This window comes from Amycolatopsis sp. NPDC000009 (genome assembly GCF_055563465.1).
Genome location: NZ_JBVHDI010000041.1, coordinates 1 through 17,979 on the forward strand (window position 1 = coordinate 1; position 17,979 = coordinate 17,979).

At 69.6% G+C, this 17,979-nt stretch carries 14 protein-coding genes; 8 read left to right on the top strand and 6 right to left on the bottom strand.

Annotation, left to right across the window (positions count from 1 at the left end; all coding sequences use genetic code 11):
- Window positions 1-941: 941 nt before the first annotated feature.
- The 3 genes from ACZ3HL_RS44620 to ACZ3HL_RS44630 all read right to left on the bottom strand — a co-directional run bounded on the left by ACZ3HL_RS44620 (window position 942) and on the right by ACZ3HL_RS44630 (window position 4,076).
- On the bottom strand, window positions 942-2,291 hold the full coding sequence (locus tag ACZ3HL_RS44620; RefSeq protein WP_465538023.1) for an MFS transporter: 1,350 nt from the start codon (window positions 2,289-2,291) through the stop codon (window positions 942-944).
- A gap of 64 nt (window positions 2,292-2,355) precedes the next feature.
- Window positions 2,356-3,132, bottom strand: coding sequence for an alpha/beta fold hydrolase (locus ACZ3HL_RS44625; protein WP_465538025.1), 777 nt, complete (start codon window positions 3,130-3,132; stop codon window positions 2,356-2,358).
- Window positions 3,129-4,076, bottom strand: coding sequence for a LysR family transcriptional regulator (locus ACZ3HL_RS44630; RefSeq protein ID WP_465538027.1), 948 nt, complete (start codon window positions 4,074-4,076; stop codon window positions 3,129-3,131). Before ACZ3HL_RS44630 ends, ACZ3HL_RS44625 begins: the two co-directional genes overlap by 4 nt.
- Before the next feature lie 86 nt (window positions 4,077-4,162).
- On the opposite strand from ACZ3HL_RS44630, the gene ACZ3HL_RS44635 reads away from it, so the two are divergent.
- From ACZ3HL_RS44635 to ACZ3HL_RS44655, 5 genes are all read left to right on the top strand, one after another.
- Window positions 4,163-5,311, top strand: coding sequence for an acyl-CoA dehydrogenase family protein (locus ACZ3HL_RS44635; RefSeq protein WP_465538028.1), 1,149 nt, complete (start codon window positions 4,163-4,165; stop codon window positions 5,309-5,311).
- A gap of 17 nt (window positions 5,312-5,328) precedes the next feature.
- Complete coding sequence (locus ACZ3HL_RS44640; RefSeq protein WP_465538030.1) at window positions 5,329-6,483, top strand: CaiB/BaiF CoA transferase family protein; 1,155 nt, start codon at window positions 5,329-5,331, stop codon at window positions 6,481-6,483.
- Window positions 6,480-7,253, top strand: a complete 774-nt coding sequence (locus ACZ3HL_RS44645) for an HTD2 family dehydratase (protein WP_465538032.1) — start codon at window positions 6,480-6,482, stop codon at window positions 7,251-7,253. The genes ACZ3HL_RS44640 and ACZ3HL_RS44645 overlap by 4 nt, the downstream gene beginning before the upstream one ends.
- On the top strand, window positions 7,250-8,071 hold the full coding sequence (locus ACZ3HL_RS44650) for an HpcH/HpaI aldolase/citrate lyase family protein (RefSeq protein WP_465538034.1): 822 nt from the start codon (window positions 7,250-7,252) through the stop codon (window positions 8,069-8,071). The genes ACZ3HL_RS44645 and ACZ3HL_RS44650 overlap by 4 nt, the downstream gene beginning before the upstream one ends.
- 94 nt (window positions 8,072-8,165) lie before the next feature.
- Window positions 8,166-9,119, top strand: coding sequence for a helix-turn-helix transcriptional regulator (locus ACZ3HL_RS44655; protein ID WP_465538036.1), 954 nt, complete (start codon window positions 8,166-8,168; stop codon window positions 9,117-9,119).
- Between the two features lie 133 nt (window positions 9,120-9,252).
- On the opposite strand, the gene ACZ3HL_RS44660 is transcribed toward ACZ3HL_RS44655, so the two are convergent.
- The gene (locus ACZ3HL_RS44660) at window positions 9,253-9,888 is read right to left on the bottom strand and encodes a TetR/AcrR family transcriptional regulator (RefSeq protein WP_465422268.1); all 636 of its coding nucleotides are present in this window, start codon (window positions 9,886-9,888) and stop codon (window positions 9,253-9,255) included.
- A gap of 979 nt (window positions 9,889-10,867) precedes the next feature.
- On the opposite strand from ACZ3HL_RS44660, the gene ACZ3HL_RS44665 reads away from it, so the two are divergent.
- Both ACZ3HL_RS44665 and ACZ3HL_RS44670 read left to right on the top strand, forming a co-directional pair.
- Window positions 10,868-11,716 carry an SDR family oxidoreductase gene (locus ACZ3HL_RS44665; RefSeq protein WP_465538038.1) on the top strand — a complete coding sequence of 283 codons (849 nt, stop codon included), beginning with the start codon at window positions 10,868-10,870 and terminating at the stop codon, window positions 11,714-11,716.
- Window positions 11,713-13,194, top strand: coding sequence for a flavin-containing monooxygenase (locus ACZ3HL_RS44670; RefSeq protein WP_465538040.1), 1,482 nt, complete (start codon window positions 11,713-11,715; stop codon window positions 13,192-13,194). Before ACZ3HL_RS44665 ends, ACZ3HL_RS44670 begins: the two co-directional genes overlap by 4 nt.
- 76 nt (window positions 13,195-13,270) lie before the next feature.
- On the opposite strand, the gene ACZ3HL_RS44675 is transcribed toward ACZ3HL_RS44670, so the two are convergent.
- The gene (locus ACZ3HL_RS44675) at window positions 13,271-14,023 is read right to left on the bottom strand and encodes a hypothetical protein (protein ID WP_465538042.1); all 753 of its coding nucleotides are present in this window, start codon (window positions 14,021-14,023) and stop codon (window positions 13,271-13,273) included.
- A 4-nt stretch (window positions 14,024-14,027) separates the two neighbouring features.
- Window positions 14,028-14,618, bottom strand: a complete 591-nt coding sequence (locus ACZ3HL_RS44680) for a papain-like cysteine protease family protein (RefSeq protein WP_465422273.1) — start codon at window positions 14,616-14,618, stop codon at window positions 14,028-14,030.
- A gap of 385 nt (window positions 14,619-15,003) precedes the next feature.
- On the opposite strand from ACZ3HL_RS44680, the gene ACZ3HL_RS44685 reads away from it, so the two are divergent.
- The gene (locus ACZ3HL_RS44685) at window positions 15,004-17,823 is read left to right on the top strand and encodes an AAA family ATPase (RefSeq protein WP_465538044.1); all 2,820 of its coding nucleotides are present in this window, start codon (window positions 15,004-15,006) and stop codon (window positions 17,821-17,823) included.
- The last annotated feature ends 156 nt before the right edge of the window (window positions 17,824-17,979 follow it).

A 17,979-nucleotide genomic window follows, 5' to 3' on the forward strand; every position in this document is an offset into this window, starting at 1 on the left:
CTACGGAACCAAGCATAAGGCTGACGTCAGCCACCCCTTGGACTCGCGCTTGAGGCAAGCCCTGGAACGTCGCCAGAAAACGGCGACGGCCCTCAAGTTTGGCTTCGTTGCCGGATTTCGGCCACGGCGCCGAGATCGGTGTGCCATACGGTGGCGCCCCGTGGCCGCGCCCGCCATATGGCTATCACCCGAGGCCTCACCGGAAATGGCCATGGTGCACGGGTACGGGTTCGTTGCCGAAACTCGGCGACAGTACCGGGGTCGATGTGTGTCATGCGGTGGTGTCTCGTGGCTGCGCCCGCCATACGGCTAATGTCCGTCGCCCCGAGCCTTGCGCCTGAGGTCGGTCCGGGCCGTCGCCGGAATTCGGCCACAGGGCCAGAGGTGATGTGCCACGCGGTGGTGTCTCGCAGCGCTTGTGGCTGCGCCCGTCACACGCCAACATCCACCACCCGAGCCACACGCCCGAGCCACACGCCCGAGGCGAACCCTGGATCGTCGCCGGAAAACGACCACGGCACCCAGACCTGCCGGATTTCGGCAACGGAGCCAGGGTCGCTGCACCATGCGGAGGTGTCTCGCAGCGACCTGTTGCAGTGCCTGTCACGGCTATCGCACGACTGAGGGGCGGCCCGGCCATTGCCGGAACACGGAACCCGCTCAGTGCCGAAATACGACGCCGGCTGAGCGCACGGACAGGACTCCGTACAATCGTCGCCGTAGCAACAGTTGCCGAGATTCGGCAACGCCCGCACCGCCGTGGTGGTACCCCCCGCCGCAACCATCCGACGACCCAGCCGAGGAAACGCGGCACCTACCCGTCGTCGAAATTCGGCCACGGCGAGATCGGAAGACAGCGATACTCACCAGCGAGGTGCCCGCGCAACGCGTGACAGCGGAAGAAGGCCCCGCCTCGACAGCGACGACAAGCCCCACAAGACCTACCTCACAACAGAATCCCGAACAGTCACCGCACCGATCTCCAGCGAAGAGTCACGCGACGGCTCCCGCACCACCAAAGTCGCCACGAAGGTCAGCGCGATGCAACCGGTGACCCACCAGAAGAACACGCTCTCGTGCCCTGCCTGCTTCAAGGCCAGCGCGATCGGTTCCGAGAGCCCACCGAAGACGGCGGTCGCCAGCGCGTGCGGCAAGCCCACACCGAGAGCACGGACGTTGGTGGGGAACATTTCCGCCTTGATGATGGCCGACAAGGCGGTGTAGCCGCTGAGGAAGATCATGGCGGTGAGCATGAGCAGGAAGGCCACCCACGGATTCCCCGTCCTGCCCACGAGCGTCATGATCGGCACGGTCAGCAGCATGCCGCCGACGGAGAAGCCGAACATGACCGGCCGCCGCCCCCAGCGGTCGGAAAGGGCGCCGGCGGCGGGCTGCATGAAAATGAACAGGAACAGGGCGGCGAAACCGATGAGCGAAGCGGTCGGCTTCGGGATCCCCGCCGTGTTCACCATGTACTTCTGCAGATAGCTGGTGAAGGTGTAGAACGCCACCGTGCCGCCGATGGCGAGCCCGAGGACGGCGAGAACCTGGCGACGGTGTTCACGCAGCAGGACCCGCAGGCCGCCACGGGAAGGTGAGCCGGCGGCCGAGGAGCGCTGGAAATGCTCCGATTCCACCATGCTGCGGCGGAGGTACATCACCACGAGTCCGGCGACGGCCCCGAGCACGAACGGGATCCGCCAGCCCCACGCGTACATCTGCGCTTCGGTGAGCAGCGACTGCATCACGATCATCACCAGCAGGGCCGAAAGCTGCCCGACGGTGATCGAGACGTACTGGAAGCTCGAATAGAATCCGCGTCGCCCCGGAGTGGCGATCTCGGACAGGTAGGTCGCGCTCGAACCGAACTCACCGCCCACCGAGAGACCTTGCGCGAGCCTGGCGACCACGAGGATCACGGGCGCGAGGATGCCGATCGACGCGTAGCCCGGGGTGAGGGCGATGGCCAGCGAGCCGAAGCTCATCAGCGTCACGGACAGGGTCAGCGCGGACCGGCGGCCGAACTTGTCCGCGTAGAGGCCCAGCAGCCAGCCACCGAGCGGGCGCATCAGGAAGCCGGCGGCGAACACGACGGCGGTCGAAAGCAATTGTGCCGTCAGGTTTCCCTCGGGGAAGAAGCTGGCCGCGAAGTAGATGCTGAACGAGGCGTAGACGAACCAGTCGTACCACTCGACCAGGTTGCCGAGGCAGCCGCGGACCACGTTCGCGACGACGCCGGATTTCTTGTGCGGCAAGGGAAGCTCCTTCGCTCCGGGAACGCCGACCATCATGAGCTGTGATCCCCGCGGTTGAGAAATAGAAATCCGCGATGGGCACATACCCGGCCGGCATGGTCTACCCGAGGAAGTCGCTCACCAGCTCGCTCGATTCGGGACGGCACTCGTCGAAGTAGGCATGGCGCGCCCCGGCGAAGAGATGCATGCGCGCGTCGGGAATCCGATCCGTCAACAGCGGCGCGTTCGCCACGGGGGCGAGCAGATCGTCGTCACCGTGCAGGACCAGGGTGGGCGCGGCGATCTCCGGCAGCACGTCCCAGGCGTCGTGCGTGTTGCTCGCGACGAGATGCCCGCGCACCGCGTGCGGCGGCATACCGCGCGCGCCCAGCACCCGGTACGGACCGGGGTTGGCCGCTCGCCAGGCGGGGGTGTACATCAGGTTCTCCAGCGTCTCCCGTGCTTCCACGGAAGACCGCCGCGCCAGGGCCAGCCGCACATCGTTCGATCGCTCGACGCCGTGCGCGCCACCCGGCGAGGTGCAGCCGAGCACGAGCCGCCGCACCCGACCGGGATACCGCGCGGCGACCCACTGGGCGACCCGGCCACCCATCGAGGTGCCGTAGACATCGGCTTCACCGACGCCGAGTTCGTCGAGCACCGCGATCACGTCGTCCGCGAAACCCGGTGTGGAATAAGCCGAATCGGGCGCGTCGCTCGCACCTGTACCGCGGTAGTCCATGGTGATCGTGCTCGGGAAGTCCCCGCGCGCGCGATCCCACCAGGTGTGGTCGTTCGCCTGCCCGGCCAGCAGCACGAGCGGCCTGCCCGTGCCGTGCCACTGGTAGGCCAGCCGGGCCCCGTCGGCGGCGACGGCGTTACCGGTGAGCGTGCTCATTCTTCTCCTGTTCGCTCTTCCCAGAGCCGCGCCGAGGGCCATTCGCCCTCCCGAACGGTCCGGTGGATCTGTCCGACCAGTGCCCGCGCGACGGCGTCGACGGCGGGCGTGACGCGCCCCGTCCTGGGCGTACCGAGGACGACGGTGCGCCAAACCTCCGGTTCACAGACCGGAGCCGCGCTCAGCGTGCCGTCCGCGACGTCCGCCGCGATCCCGATGCCGGGCAGGATCGTCCAGCCGTGCCCGCCGAGGACGAGGCGTTTCTGCAGGGTCATGGAGTTGGTTTGCACGGTGACGTCCGCCTCGGCGCCCGCCTCGCGGGCCGCGCCGTCGATGAGCGTGCGCAGCGCGTGCCCCTCGGAAGGCATGACCAGCGGATGCGCGGCCACTTCGGCGAACGGGACGGGCCGTGCGGGATCGAGCCCTGCCGACGGGGGAGCGACCGCCCACAGCCGTTCACGCACGAGCGGACGGACGTTGAGCGACGGTGTGCTGGTCAGGTTGTAGAGCAGGCTCAGGTCGACGTCGCCGTCGTCGATCCACCGCTGGAGATGTCCGGAGTACGCCGTGAGCAGCCGCAGTTCGATCCCCGGATGCTCGCGGAGCACCTCAGTGGTCAGGGGCGCGGCGAGCCGTTCGGCGGCGCTCTCCAGCAGGCCGACCGTGACGATGCCGGTGACCACCCCGGGTTTCGGGGCCAGCTCGGCACGGGCCCGGTCGAGTTCGGTGAGTGCCCGCCGGGCACGTTCGACGAGCGTCGCGCCCGCCTCGGTCGGGCGCATCCCGTGGCGGGTCCGCTCGAACAACGGCACCCCGAGTTCCTGCTCCAGGGTGCGGATCTGCCGGGTGACGGCGGGCTGGACCAGGTGCAGCAGCTCGGCCGCGCGGGTCACGCTGCCGACCTCGGCGACCGTCACCAACGCCTTGAGCTGCTTGAAATCCACCGTCGCCCCTGCTCATCGCGGTCCGGTATACGGGCATCATGATTCGGTATTTCACATACCGTCTCATCATCACTCATGATAACCACATGACCGAGGAAGAGACCGAGATCGTCGCGCTCGTGGCCGGGTTCGTGGATCGCGAGGTCCGGCCCGTCGCGCGGGAGCTCGACCACACGGACACCTATCCCGAGAAGCTCGTCGACCAGATGAAGGCGATGGGTGTCTTCGGGCTGGCCGTGCCCGAGCCTTGGGGCGAGACCCAGGTCTCCGCCCAGTGCTACGCGTTGGTGACGGAGGAGCTCGCGCGCGGCTGGATGAGCCTCGCCGGTGCGATGGGCGGCCATACCGTCGTCGCGAAACTCCTTGCCACGTATGGCACTCAGGAGCAGAAGGACGCCTATCTGCCGAAGATGGCGACCGGTGAGATCCGCGCGACGATGGCGCTGACCGAACCCGGCGGCGGCTCGGATCTGCAGGCACTCCGCACCACGGCACGCCGCGAGGGCGACGAGTACGTGGTCGACGGCAGCAAGACCTGGATCACCAACGCGCGCCGGTCCCAGCTGGTCGCGTTGCTGTGCAAGACCGACCCCGCCGCCGAACCCGCGCACCAGGGGATCTCCATCCTGCTGGTGGAGAAGGGCCCGGGTTTCGAGGTCTCGCGGGATCTGCCCAAGCTCGGTTACAAGGGTGTCGAAAGCTGCGAGCTCTCCTTCGACGGCTTCCGCGCTCCGGTCACGGCCCTGCTCGGCGGGGTCGAGGGACGCGGATTCGCCCAGATGATGCGGGGCCTGGAGATCGGCCGGATCCAGGTCGCCTGCCGGGCCCTCGGCGTCGGACGGGCGGCGCTGGAGGATTCCCTGCGCTACGCCCAGGAACGCGAGAGCTTCGGCAAGCCGATCTGGCAGCACCAGTCGATCGGAAACCACCTCGCGGACATGGCGACCAAACTCGAGGCCGCCCGTCAGCTGGTGCACCACGCGGCGCGACGCTACGACTCGGGCGAACGCGCGGACATGGAAGCGGGGATGGCGAAACTGTTCGCGTCCGAGGCCGCGATGGAGATCGCGCTCGACGCGGTCCGCATCCACGGCGGCTACGGCTACTCGACCGAGTTCGACGTCGAGCGGTACTTCCGTGATGCGCCACTGATGATCGTCGGCGAGGGCACCAACGAGATCCAGCGCGGCGTGATCGCCCGCCAGCTGATCGAACGGCACCGCATCCCGTCCTGAACACCGAGGAAGGCAGTATGCGCCCACCACTCGAGGGAATCACCGTCGTCGCGCTGGAGCAGGCCGTCGCCGCTCCGTTCGCCTCCCGCCAGCTCGCCGACCTCGGTGCCCGCGTCATCAAGATCGAACGCCGCGGAGCCGGCGACTTCGCCCGCGACTACGACCGGACCGTGCACGGGCAGTCGAGCTACTTCGTCTGGCTCAACCGGGGCAAGGAAAGCATCGAACTCGACATCAAGGATCCGGCGGACCGGACGCTGCTCGGCGCGATGATCGGCAAGGCGGACGTGTTCCTGCAGAACCTCGCGCCCGGCGCGGTGGAGCGGCTCGGACTCGACGCCGGGACGCTGCGCGCGGAACGTCCGGAACTGATCCACTGTTCGATCTCGGGCTACGGCCCGGAAGGTCCATATCGGACGAAGAAGGCCTACGATCTGCTGGTGCAGTGCGAAACCGGGCTCGTGATGTCCACCGGAACCCCGGAGACACCGGCCAAGGCGGGGATCTCGATCGCCGACATCGCCACCGGGATGTACGCCTACAGTGGAGTCCTCACCGCGCTGTACGACCGCGAGCGCACCGGCGAGGGAGCGAGCCTGCACGTCGCGATGATCGATTCGCTCGGCGAATGGATGAGCCAGCCCGCCTATTTCTCCCGCTACGGCCAGGAACCGCCGCGGCGCACGGCGGCGGCCCATCCGTCGATCTCGCCGTACGGCCCGTATCGCACCGGTGACGACAGGGTGTTCCTGAGTGTCCAAAGTGAACGGGAGTGGATCGTGCTGTGCCGGGACGTGCTGGGACAGAAGGCACTGGTCCGAGATCCGCGCTTCCGGACCAACGACGACCGTGTCGGCAACGACGGCGAACTCACCGCGATCCTGGAGGAGGCCTTCAGCGGCCTGACCGCGGACGAGGTCGGAGACCTGCTGGAGCGCGCCGGGATCGCCAACGCCCGGCTGCGGACGCCGGAGCAGTTCACCCGCCATCCGCAGCTGACCGCGAGGAATCGGTGGCGCCCGGTGGAAACCCCCGCCGGGACGCTGGAGGCGTTGCTCCCGCCGGTCGAGGTCGTGGGCCGGGAGCCGGTGATGGGTCCGGTGCCCGCCCTGGGGGCGCACAACGAGTCGATCCGGGCCGAGTTCGGTGCCCGCCAGGAGGTGCGAACGTGAAGGAAATCCTGCAGCCCGGTCCGGCGGAGGCGCTGGCTTCGCTGCTCGACGTCGAGTTACCGGACCTGGACCGCGACGGCCTGCCCCTGCTGTGGCACTGGTTCTACCTGCTGGACCGGCCCGCGCAGGCCGATCTGGGGCCGGACGGGCATCCGGTCCGTGGCACTGAGCCCGGGCGCCGCCGGATGTGGGCGGGCGGACGGGTGCGGACACTCGGCCCGCTGCGGTGCGGCCTTCCCGCCGAGCGGCATACGGAAGTGCTTTCCACCCAGGAGAAACAGGGCCGCACCGGCCGGCTGACCTTCGTCGTGACCGGCCACAAGATCGTCCAGGGTGGGGAGGTCGTGGTGGAGGAGGAGCAGGACATCGTCTACCGCGATGCCGCTGACGGGCGGGCAGACGTCCCCGTCGAGCAGCCGGAGGTGCCGGCCGCCGAGGACGAATGGGCGATCGACGTCTCGCCGACGCTGTTGTTCCGTTTCTCGGCACTGACCTACAACGCGCACCGCATCCATTACGACCGCGACTACGCCCGCGACGTCGAGGGCTATCCGGGGCTGCTCACCCACGGCCCGTTGCAGGCGCTCGCGATGGCCGAAGCCGCGCGGCGGCTGGGAAGCAGGGGGAGGCTGGTCTTCGACTACCGGCTCATCGCGCCCTTGTTCGACCATCAGGGCATGATCGTGCGAGCGGATGAGACCGGCACCGCCGTGCGTGATCGCTACGGACGGCGGACGGCGACCGGAACGATGCGGAGCCTCGGCCGATGAACGAACTCTTGACCGCCGCGAAGACCTTCCTGTTCGTGCCTGGACACCGGCCGGATCGCTTCGCCAAGGCCGCGGCCAGTGGTGCCGACGTCGTGATCCTCGACCTGGAGGACGCCGTCGCGCCCGACCGGAAGGAGGCCGCCCGCGAGCATGTCCGGGCGTGGCTGGCGGAAGGCCGTCAGGCGGTCGTCCGGCTCAACGCCGCCGGAACCGCTTGGTACCACGAGGATGTCGCGAGTGCCGGACGCGCGCTCGCGGTGATGCTGCCCAAAGCCGAGAACCGTGCGGAGATCGATTCTCTCGCCGGGCGGCTGCCGGGTGTCCCGATCCTCCCGCTGGTGGAGACGGCGGCCGGGATCGCGGGCGCGGTGGAGGTCTGCGGCGCGGACGCGGTGGTGCGGCCCGCCTTCGGCAGCGTCGACCTGGCCGCGCAGCTCGGGGTCGACCACCGGTCGCACGAGGCGTTGCGGTACGCGCGGTCCACGCTCGTCGTCGCCGCGGCGGCCACGGGCAAGGCGCCCCCGATCGACGGTGTCACCACGGCACTCGACGACGAGGCCACGCTCGCGGCGGACATCGGCCACGCCAAGACCCTCGGGTTCACCGGGAAACTCTGCGTGCATCCGCGCCAAGTCGCCGCCACGAACCGCGGGCTGGCCCCGTCGGCCAGTGAGATCGAGTGGGCGCGGGACGTGCTCGCGCACGCCGGGGACGGCTCAGTGGCCGTGGCCGGCGGCGAGCTGGTCGACAAGCCGGTCGAAGCGCGGGCAAGGGCGATCCTCGATCGCGCGAATGGTCCGTTCCGACCAGCCGGATGACGCCGATGCGCTCCTGGTAGTGCCCGCCGAGTGGCGGTAGCGTTCGGGACGGCGGACTTTTCGTTGCGGGCGAACGGAAAGAAGACGTGGTCCCATGCACGAACCGGTACTGACGGAATTCGCGACCACCGATCCGGAGCAGGCGTGTGCCCTGATCGCCGAGGCGTACCGCGACAACCGGTTGCGCGTCCGGGGCAGCGTCGAAAACTACCGATTCGAGCACAACCGCTGTGATCTCGGGGACGTGCACATCGATTTCCTGCACAACACGCTGACCACGGAGGTCGCCGTCCAGCCACTCGACAGGATGGTGTTGCTGCGGGTGCTGGACGGTGAAATCGAGATCGACGACGGCATCAACGACCGGAGGCTCGGCCCCGGGGACGTGTTCGCCGGCCCGCATCCCGGTCACGACTATCGGACGCGTATGCACGGTACGCGGCTGCAGGTCACCGGCGTCGACCTGGCGTTGTTCACCGGGGCCGACCCGGCTCAGGACGGCGCCGTCGTCGAGCGGCTGAGTTACGAGCCGGTGAGCCCGGAGAAGGCCCGACGATGGCGCCAGACGGTCGAATACCTGGCCGGGCTGTTCGCCGAACCGGGTGCCGAGAGCGGGCCGCTGGTGCTCGGCGCGGCGGGACGGCTGATGGCGGCCATGGCCTTCGACACCTTCACCACGGGCGCGGGTGAAGGCCGCCCGTGCGACCGGCGGGATTCCGTCCCGGCCACGGTGCGCCGAGGGATCGTCTTCTTGGAGACGAATCCGGACCTCGACCTCGGTGTCGCCGACGTCGCCCGCGCCTGCCGGGTCTCGGTACGCGCCCTGCAGCTGGCGTTCCGGCGGCATCTGGACACGACCCCCATGGCGTATCTGCGCCGGGTCCGGCTGGACCAGGCGCGAGCGGAACTCCGCGCCGCCGGACCCGGAGATGGCACGACGGTCACCGGGGTCGCGGCGAAATGGGGATTCCTGGACGGCAGCCGGTTCAGCGCGCAGTACCGCGCGGCCTTCGGTGAATCGCCGAGCAGCACCCTGCGGAGACCTTGAAGTTCGTTTTCGTCGGTGCGACTGTGCGTTTTCGCCGCTAGCCCCGCGTGCCCGGACCCTGTTCCATGAATCCTGACCGCCGGTGGGCCCGGCCCCCGCTCGCCGGCGCGTCTTGACTGGGCGGCCGGTCGCCTCAGCGGGGCACCGCCGCGATCCCGTCGTACATGACCCGCCGGACCGCCCGGCTCATCGCGGCCTGCCGCTCCGGTGACGGGTCGCGCAGTTCGGACAGGATCGACGCGAGGATCATGCCGTTGATCGCGCGGGCGGTGGAGTCGACGTCCAGATCTTCGTGCAGGTAGCCGAGGCGGACGCCGTGATGCAGGTAGCCGGCGGTCAGTTCGGCGGCGGTCTCGTAGAAGTCCAGCACCCGTTCCCGCATCTCGGCGTCGATGCCCGCCGCTTCGAGCAGGAGGAACCGGGCCATCCGCGGGTCGCTGCCGAAGATCCGGGCGAGCGCGTCGCCGATCCGCGCGCTCTGCCTGCGGTACTCGGCGAGGCTGCTGACCGCGTCCGGCGCGTTGTCCGCGGCCAGCGCGCCGACCACCTTCTCGACCAGATCCGTGATGACGTGGTCGACGATGTCGCGCTTGTTCTGGAAGTACCGGTAGAAGGTGCCGTGCCCGATGCCCAGCCGGGCGGCGATGTCGGCGATCCCCGTCGCGTGGTAGCCGCGTTCGGCGAAGCAGTCGAACGCGGTCTCCACGATCTCGCGCCGTAGTTCCTGCTTCTTCCGTGCGGCCCTGCTGACCGGGGTCTCCGTCGTCATTCCGCCAGCTTATTGCCCACCGCGTTCAAATGACATACCGTTCCGGAAATGACACGTCATTCCGCAAGGGCACTGGTGCTCGGCTGCGGCGGGACCCTGGGGTTCGCCTGGACCGCCGTGGTCCTCGACGCGCTCGGCTGGGATCCCCGCGAAGCGGACGTCCTGGTCGGGACCTCGGCGGGGGCCGAGGCGGTGGCCATGCTCGGTGCGGGCATCCCGGCGAAGGCGATCCGCGACGCGGTGGCGGGCGCGCCCGGCGGTGACACCGTCGTCGCCGCACACGTCCGCCGGATGCCGGGCAGGCTTCCCCCGGTGCCGATTCCGCGCTGGCCGTCGGCCGGATTGGTCCGGGCCGCGTTGCGCCGGGAGGTCGACCCGCTCGCCGGTCTCGCGGGTCTTCTGCCCCGGGGCAGGGGGGACGCAGGCTGGCTGCGAGACCTCGGTGACGCGCTGGCGCCCGGCGGCTGGGTCCCGCATCCGGCGACCTGGCTGATGGCCGCGGATCCGGCGGGGAAGCGGGTCGCGCTCGGCTCCCCGGGGGCACCCCCCGCGCGTCTCGGCGAGGCGATCGCCGCGTCCTGGGCCATCCCGGGCTGGTTCCCACCGTCCGTTGTGGACGGACGGCCGCTACTGGACGGCGGCACGGTTTCCCCGACGTCGGCCGACTTCCTGCTCGGCCACGACGTCGGCGAGGTCGTGCTCATCGCGCCGATGAGCAGCGAAGGCGGTGCGCCGGCGCGCGGTGTCGCCCGGCTGGAACGCCTGCTGCGGACGGCGATGACCAGGCGTGTCGACGACGAGGTACGGCGGCTGCGCGCGGAAGGCATCCGGGTGGTCCGGGTCGAACCGGGGCCCGCCGATCTCGCCGCCATGGGCGCCAACTTCATGGACGGACGGCGGCGCGACCACGTGCTGGCCACGGCGTCGAGGAGGCGCCGGGCCTGGTCGCCGACGCCTTCGAACGAGAGGGAGTGCGCGCATGAGCAAGTACCCGGAGCTCGACCTCGACGGCGCGCACGTGGCGATCACCGGCGCGGGGCAGGGGATCGGCCGCGCGACCGCGGAACGCATGGCCGCGCTCGGCGCGCGCGTGTCCATCGGCGATCTCGACCTCGAAGCCGCGAAGCGGACCGCCGCCGACGTCGGTGGGACCGCGCACCTCCTGGACGTCGCCGATCCGGCCTCGTTCGCCGCTTTCCTCGCTGACGCCGAACAGGCGAACGGGCCGCTCGCGGTGCTCGTCAACAACGCCGGGATCATGCCGAACGGCGGTTTCCTCGACCTCTCCGACGCGCTGAACCGGGCGACCATGGAGGTCAACGTCTTCGGCGTCGTCCATGGCATGCGCCTGGCCCTGCCCGGCATGCTGGAACGCGGGCGCGGCCACATCGTCAACGTCGCGTCGCTGGCGGGGAAGTTCCCCGTCAAGGGGCTGGCGATCTACAACGCCAGCAAGTTCGCCGTCGTCGGGCTGACCGCGGCGACCCGGCTGGAGTACGCGCCGCACGGCGTGAGCGTCTCCGCCGTGCTGCCGTCGGCGGTCGACACCGCGCTGGCCTCGGGGCTCGACATGCGGCCGATCCCCAAGGTGAAACCGGGCCGGATCGCCGACGCCGTCGTGGCTTCCGTCCGCACCCGTGCGGCGGAGATCGCCGTGCCCGGTTACGTCGGCGCGCTCGCCACACTCGCGGCCGTGACCCCCGAACCGGCGCTCAACGCGTTCCGCCGGCTGGTCCGCGACGACCGCGCGCTGCGCCCCGACTCACCGGAGCGGGACGGCTACCGCGCCCGCCTGGACCAGGACACCCACCGGGAGGAAAACACATGAACGCGCAGTACGACGCCGTCGTCGTCGGGGCCGGTTTCGGCGGGATGGGCGCGGCGATCCAGCTCAACCGGCTCGGCTACGACAACCTGCTCATCCTCGAACGCGAATCCGGCCTCGGCGGCACCTGGCACGTGAACCGCTATCCCGGGCTGGCCGTCGACATCCCGTCGGCCACCTACTCCTATTCGTTCGAGCCGAACCCGCACTGGTCGAGGCTCTTCGCGCCGGGCGCGGAACTGAAGCGGTACGCCGAGCACGTCGCGGACAAGTACCGGCTGAGGCGCTACATGCGGTTCGGCTCGGTGGTCACCGGCGCGGTCTGGGACGAGGCGAACGCGCACTGGACGGTCTCGCTCGCCGAGGGGACGCCGGTCACCGCCAAATACCTCCTCACCGCGACGGGATTCCTTTCCCAGCCGAAGAAACCCGATATCGCCGGGATCGGCACGTTCGGCGGCAAGATCATCCACACCACCGCCTGGGACGACGACTACGACCTCGCGGGCAAGCGGATCGCGGTCATCGGCACCGGCGCGACCGCGGTCCAGCTGATCCCCGAGATCGCGAAGATCGCGCGAGAGCTCACCGTGTACCAGCGGACGCCGATCTGGGTGAGCCCCAAACTGGATTTCCCGGTGCCCAAGGCGGTCCGGCGCGCGTTCGCCGCGGTGCCGTTCACCCAGCGGGCCGCCCGGCTGACCGGGACCGTGCTGCTGGAACTGATGATGGTCTCCGGAGTCCTGCACTACAAGCAGCTGCCGATGGCGAACCGGCTCGGCAAGCTGTGGTGCCAGGCGCATCTGCGCCGTCAGGTGCGGGATCCGCGGCTGCGCGCGGAACTGACGCCGCGCTATTCGTTCGGCTGCAAGCGCCCGACGTTCTCCAACGAGTACTACCCGGCCTTCACCAAGGGCCATGTGCACCTGGAGACGACTTCGATCGCGAAGATCGACGAAACCGGGATCGAAACCGCCGACGGCGGGCGGCGCGACATCGACGTCCTGGTACTGGCGACCGGATTCGACCTGTGGGAGGCGAACTTCCCGGCGATCGAGATCATCGGTCGCGACGGCCGGAACCTCGGGAAGTGGTGGCGGGAGAACCGTTTCCAGGCTTACGAGGGCGTGGCGATCCCGAAGTTCCCGAACTTCATCTCGCTCAACAGCCCGTATTCCTACTCGGGACTGTCCTATTTCACCACCATCGAGACACAGATGCGGCATATGGACCGGCTCTTCGGCGCCATGCGGCGGCGCGGCGCGACCGAGTTCGAGGTGACGCAGGAGGCCAACGACGCGTTCCTCGACCGGATGACCGAACGCCTCGGCGACTCGATCTTCACCCTCGGGAACTGCGCCCCGGCGAACAGCTACTACTTCAACCCGCACGGCGAAGCGACCCTGCTCCGCCCGTCCTCCACGCTGAACGCCATCAAGGAGGCACAGAGCTTCCCCGTCGAGGACTACACGTTCGCCTAGCCGGTCAAGCCTCGTGAGTGGTAAGGACGGTTAGAACCGTCCTTACCACTCACGAGGCTTTAGGCGCGCTTGGCGCTTACTGCTTGCGGAGCCGCAGAGTGACGGCAGCGCCCGCGGCGGCGAGGAAGACCGCGCCGAGCGCGTACGGCCACCACGGCACCTCGGTGTCGCCGACCGGGGCGGAACCGTAACCGCCGGCGGCACCGGTGCGGTCGTAGGTCGAGCCGGGCAGCTTGTCGCCGTAGCGGCTCTGCAGGGCTTCGCGGTAGGCGGCGAGTGTCATCTTCTCGCCGGTCTTCGCCACCGACGAGCCGTCGAGGACGGTCACGGTGTCCCCGTCGACGGCGTACCAGGCGCCCGCCTGAGGTTCGCTCAGGAGATAGCCCTTGCCGACCTGCGCCGCGAGGCGCTTTTCGACGTCACCCGAGGCGACGTTGTAGACCGACCAGCCCGCGCCCTCGCGCTGCGACCACACGGTGGCGGCGTCGCCGTTGCCCAGGGTGGCGGGCGTGGCGACGTAGGCGAGTTCGGCCGGGACGGAGGAGGTACCGGCGATGAAGGCCGCGGTCGGCTGGTAGACCGCCACCGGTGTCCGCGGATCGGCCTTGGCGGTCTTGGCCGCGATCGCCGTGTCCGCTTTGGCGGCGCCGGGGAACTGCGCCTTGGCGAGCCGTTGGGTGGTCGCGTCGCTGGTGACCACTGTGGACACAGCGGCGAGGTCGGCGGCGGTGGGTGCGCCGCTGGGACCGTCGGCGGCGGAAGCCTGGCCGCCGAGTGCCAGCGACAGGCCGAGCGCGAGGACCGTGGCGCCGAGGAAGGTTCGCTTCATGGTTTCAGTCCTTGATCCCGTAGACGGTGTGGGTCCAGGTGAACGAGTTGTTGGACCGGTAGGCGTTGTAGCTCATCTGGTTGTAACGGGGGCTCGAGCCCCACGGGTCGCCGTAGTACACCGTCGTCGCGCCGTTCGTGTTGTCGTAGCCGTAGAGCACGTGCATGTGCCCGCCGCCGTTGCGCCAGCCGATCCGGGTGCCGATCGGCTGCCGCGCGTCTACCTGGCCCTTGATGGAGGCGAAGCTCAGCGTCTGGCCGGACGAACTGTAGGTGCCGATGTTGCTGAACCCCAGCCAGCGGAACACCCGCTGCTGATCGCTCAGGTAGCCCTGGTTGTTCGCGCAGTCCGTTCCGGACTCGTTGTGCGCGATCTGGCAGAACTTCGTCTGGGTGAGGGAATGCCCCCACCACGCGGCGATCGTGTTGCCACTGGCGTCCCAGCACCAGTTGCTCTTCTCCTGTGCCTGCATCCTGATCGGGATCGTGGTGGCCGCCGTGATGGCGGGTGCCGCGGTGGCGGGCGCCTGCAGGGCGACCAGCGCGGCGACACCGGCGCAGGCCGTGGCCAGCCCGCGCCTGAACGAGGTCTTCACCGTCGGAACACTCCTAACTGGATGGTCGAACGCGAAGCACGCGCGGGTGGTTACCCGTAAGGGATAGGTGGGGACTTCGACAACCCGTACGAGTGGTCGACCGGCGCGAGCAGGGGGTATGCACTGTGGCGAAGTGACGGAGGGGCACTGTGAACAGTCTGAGATTCACCCTCCGGTGGTTCCGTGGCAAGGTTCACGGCAATACCTAAGGGTCCGTATTGCCGCTGCGGGTCTCGGTGTCACCGCAGGTCGGCGTCGCCCGATCGAGTTAACGGCAGGGCAAGGCCGTGACTCCGGTGGTGTGGACCAGGGGAAAGCACGCGGCTCGCGGTCACTGTCCGTGTTCCCGCCTTTCGGCGGGTGTCCGATCGGTAGGGTCCCGAGCATGCCGACGATCGGTGCGGCACCGGTGTTCGTGGCCCGCGACACCGAACTGGCCGAACTGGTGCGCGTCGCCTCGCGCCCGCCGTCGGTCGCCGTCGTCGAGGGCGATCCGGGTGTGGGCCGGAGCCGCCTGCTCGAAGAACTGGCCGCCCATCCCGCGATCGCGTCACGCGTGGTCTGGTCGGCCCGGTGTGGTTCCTTCTCGCGGCCTTGCCGGCTGGCGCCGTTGGTCGATGCGCTGCTCGCCAAGAGCGCCATCGCCGCCGCCCACGCGGCGGGTTTCTCCCCGGTGACCGGGGTGCTGCGACGGCTGATCCCCGAATGGTCGCCGTGGCTGCCGCCGTTCCCGGAGAACGCGGACGCCGGGACCGTCCGGCAGCAGGAGTTCCGCGCCGTGCGCGAAGTGCTGACCGGCTGCGGTCCGGCGGTGCTGGTGCTCGACGACGTCCACTCCGCCGACGACGACACGTGGGAATTCCTGCACGGGCTCTCGGCCTCTCCGGCGGCGACGCTGAGCGTGGTGGTCAGTGCGGCGTCGTGCTGGCCGCGACGATTCCCGCCGTTGCGTGAGCCCGCCGCGCATCTCACGCTCAAGGCGTTCACTGCCGTCCAGGTGCGGACGCTGCTGGACGCTTCCTTCGGCCGTTGCGCGCCGGATCTCACCGAAGCGGCGCACCGGCGGACGTCCGGGATCGCCGTCGACCTGACAGCGTTGGTCCAGAGCGTCGGTGACACGGCCGAATCCCTTTCCGCGGACAGGCTGGCCTCGGCGACCGTGCCGCCTACCGTGCGGAGCCGGGTTTCCGGTCTGATGACGGCGATCGGCCCGGCCGCCCAGGACGTCGTCCGCGCGGCCGCGGTACTGGGATCGCCCGCGGGACAACCGGATCTGGCCGCGGTGGCGGCCCCGTCGCCAGGGGACACTTCCGGTGCGATCACCGAAGCGGTGGAGGTGGGACTGCTGCGGGATCTCGGCCGCGGCCGCTATGTCTCGTGGAGTCCGCTGATCGCCGAAGCGGTCTACGCGTTGCTTCCCGGACCTCAGCGGTGCGCGATGCACGGACGCGCCGCCGCCCGGCTCTCCGCGGGCGCCGAACCCTTCGCGTCGCTCGTCGCCCGGCACGCGCGGCTGGCGGGTGACATCGCCGCGTGGACACAGTGGACGGGCGTCGCGGTCGACAACGCCATCCAAGACGGGCGGACCGAGGAAGCGAGCCGTCTGCTCGAAGCGGCCTTGCGGGACACGGATCTGCCGCGTACCGCGCGCGAATCGTTCGCCGTCCGGCTCGGCAGGGAGCTGCCGCGCAGTATCGCGCACGCCGGCACGGTCCGGCTGCTGCGGGAGATCCTGCGCGAATGGCCGCTGAGCAAGGCCGCGCGGGGTGAGATCCGCGTCCACCTCGGGCAGGTGCTGATCAATCAGGTGGGCAAGGTCGAAGCGGGCAGGCTGGAGATCGAACTCGGCGCGGCCGACCTCGGCAGACGGCAGGCGCTGCTCGCCAGGGGACTGGTCACCTTGGCGCTCCCGCATATCGGCACCGTCCCGGTGGAGGAGAACCTCCGCTGGCTCGACGAGGCCGAACAGGTCAGCAAGGGGGAACACGACGCCGGGCTGCTCGCCGCGATCGCCGCGAACCGGCTTTCGGCGCGGATGCAGATCGCCGATCCGGAGGTATGGGACGAGGTCGCCGATCTGCCACGCGCCCCGGAGTCGGCCGAGGTCTGCCGCCAGGTGGCCCGCACCTACATCAACCTGGCCGACGCGGTGGCGTGGAACGGGCACTACCCGGTGGCGCGCGCCTATCTCACGACGGCGCGGCGGCTGATCCGTGACGACCATCAGCCCTATCTCGACGCGCTGGCCGACGGCACGGAACTGCGACTGGACCTGGCGATGGGGGAGTGGGCGAGCGTCGCGGAGAAGGCGCGGGCGATGCTGACGCGGGTCGACAAGGACGGGTCACTGGCGGCCGAGCCGTTACTCGTGCTCGGCTGGTACGAGTACGGACAGCACCGGCCGACGGCGGCGCTGCGCAGTTTCGACGCGGCGTTCGCGCTTTCCGCGGGCAGCGTCCCGGTACAGGCTTCGGCGTACGCGGGCCGCGTGGCGGTCCATCAGGCGGGCAAGGACCTGCAGGCGGCGAGGCGCCTCGCCGAGTTCGGCCTGGAAACCGTGCGCCGCAAGAACAACTGGGTCTGGGCGGCCGAGCTGATGCCGTTCGCCGTGCGCACCATGCTCGGGCTGGGGCAGCACGTCGAGGCGCGGGAACTCCTGGCGGAGTACCGGCAGGGCATCGACGGCAAGGACGCCCCGGTCGCGAACGCGTCGGCGCTGTTGTGCCGGGGCATGCTCACCCAGGCGCGTGGCGAAACGCTTCCCGCCGCGGAGCTGCTGCTCGGTGCCGCACAGGCATACAGCGCGCTGCCGCTCCCGTATTTCGCCGCCTACGCCGACGAACTCGCGGCCGGTTGCTTCTCCGAAGTGGGAGCGCGGGAGCGCGCCGTCGCTTCCTTCACCACCGCGGAGACGACGTACGCGAGTCTCGGGGCCGCGGTGGACGCGCTCCGCTGCCGCCGGTCGTTGCGGCGATGTGATCCCGAGATGCCTCGGCGGGGCCGCAAAGGATACGGCGAAGCGTTGTCGCCGAGGGAGCTCGAAGTCGCCAGGCTCGCCGCCCAGAATCTCACGAACCGGGAGATCGGTGAGCGGCTCTTCCTGTCACCGAGGACGGTCGAGATCCACGTCGGACGGGCGCTCCGGAAATTGGGCCTGCCTTCGCGCACCGTCCTGACCGCTGATCTGCTCGGCGGCATTCCCTAAGGCACCCGGAGACGTTGCGAAAGCCACTTTCGCAACCTTCAACGTTGCGAAAGTGGCTTTCGCAACCCTCACTCGACCCCACCCGGCCCGCATTTAGAGGACTAAATGCGGGGAAGTCAGTCGGCGTCGAGGCCTTCGCGATCCGCCCACTCGAGC

What these genes read in the sequence shown, in the direction of transcription:
- ACZ3HL_RS44620 (WP_465538023.1), bottom strand. Translation starts at nt 2,291, where the DNA reads ATGATGGTCGGCGTTCCCGGAGCGAAGGAGCTTCCCTTGCCGCACAAG.
- ACZ3HL_RS44625 (WP_465538025.1), bottom strand. Translation starts at nt 3,132, where the DNA reads ATGAGCACGCTCACCGGTAACGCCGTCGCCGCCGACGGGGCCCGGCTG.
- ACZ3HL_RS44635 (WP_465538028.1), top strand. Translation starts at nt 4,163, where the DNA reads ATGACCGAGGAAGAGACCGAGATCGTCGCGCTCGTGGCCGGGTTCGTG.
- ACZ3HL_RS44640 (WP_465538030.1), top strand. Translation starts at nt 5,329, where the DNA reads ATGCGCCCACCACTCGAGGGAATCACCGTCGTCGCGCTGGAGCAGGCC.
- ACZ3HL_RS44650 (WP_465538034.1), top strand. Translation starts at nt 7,250, where the DNA reads ATGAACGAACTCTTGACCGCCGCGAAGACCTTCCTGTTCGTGCCTGGA.
- ACZ3HL_RS44655 (WP_465538036.1), top strand. Translation starts at nt 8,166, where the DNA reads ATGCACGAACCGGTACTGACGGAATTCGCGACCACCGATCCGGAGCAG.
- ACZ3HL_RS44660 (WP_465422268.1), bottom strand. Translation starts at nt 9,888, where the DNA reads ATGACGACGGAGACCCCGGTCAGCAGGGCCGCACGGAAGAAGCAGGAA.
- ACZ3HL_RS44665 (WP_465538038.1), top strand. Translation starts at nt 10,868, where the DNA reads ATGAGCAAGTACCCGGAGCTCGACCTCGACGGCGCGCACGTGGCGATC.
- ACZ3HL_RS44670 (WP_465538040.1), top strand. Translation starts at nt 11,713, where the DNA reads ATGAACGCGCAGTACGACGCCGTCGTCGTCGGGGCCGGTTTCGGCGGG.
- ACZ3HL_RS44675 (WP_465538042.1), bottom strand. Translation starts at nt 14,023, where the DNA reads ATGAAGCGAACCTTCCTCGGCGCCACGGTCCTCGCGCTCGGCCTGTCG.
- ACZ3HL_RS44685 (WP_465538044.1), top strand. Translation starts at nt 15,004, where the DNA reads ATGCCGACGATCGGTGCGGCACCGGTGTTCGTGGCCCGCGACACCGAA.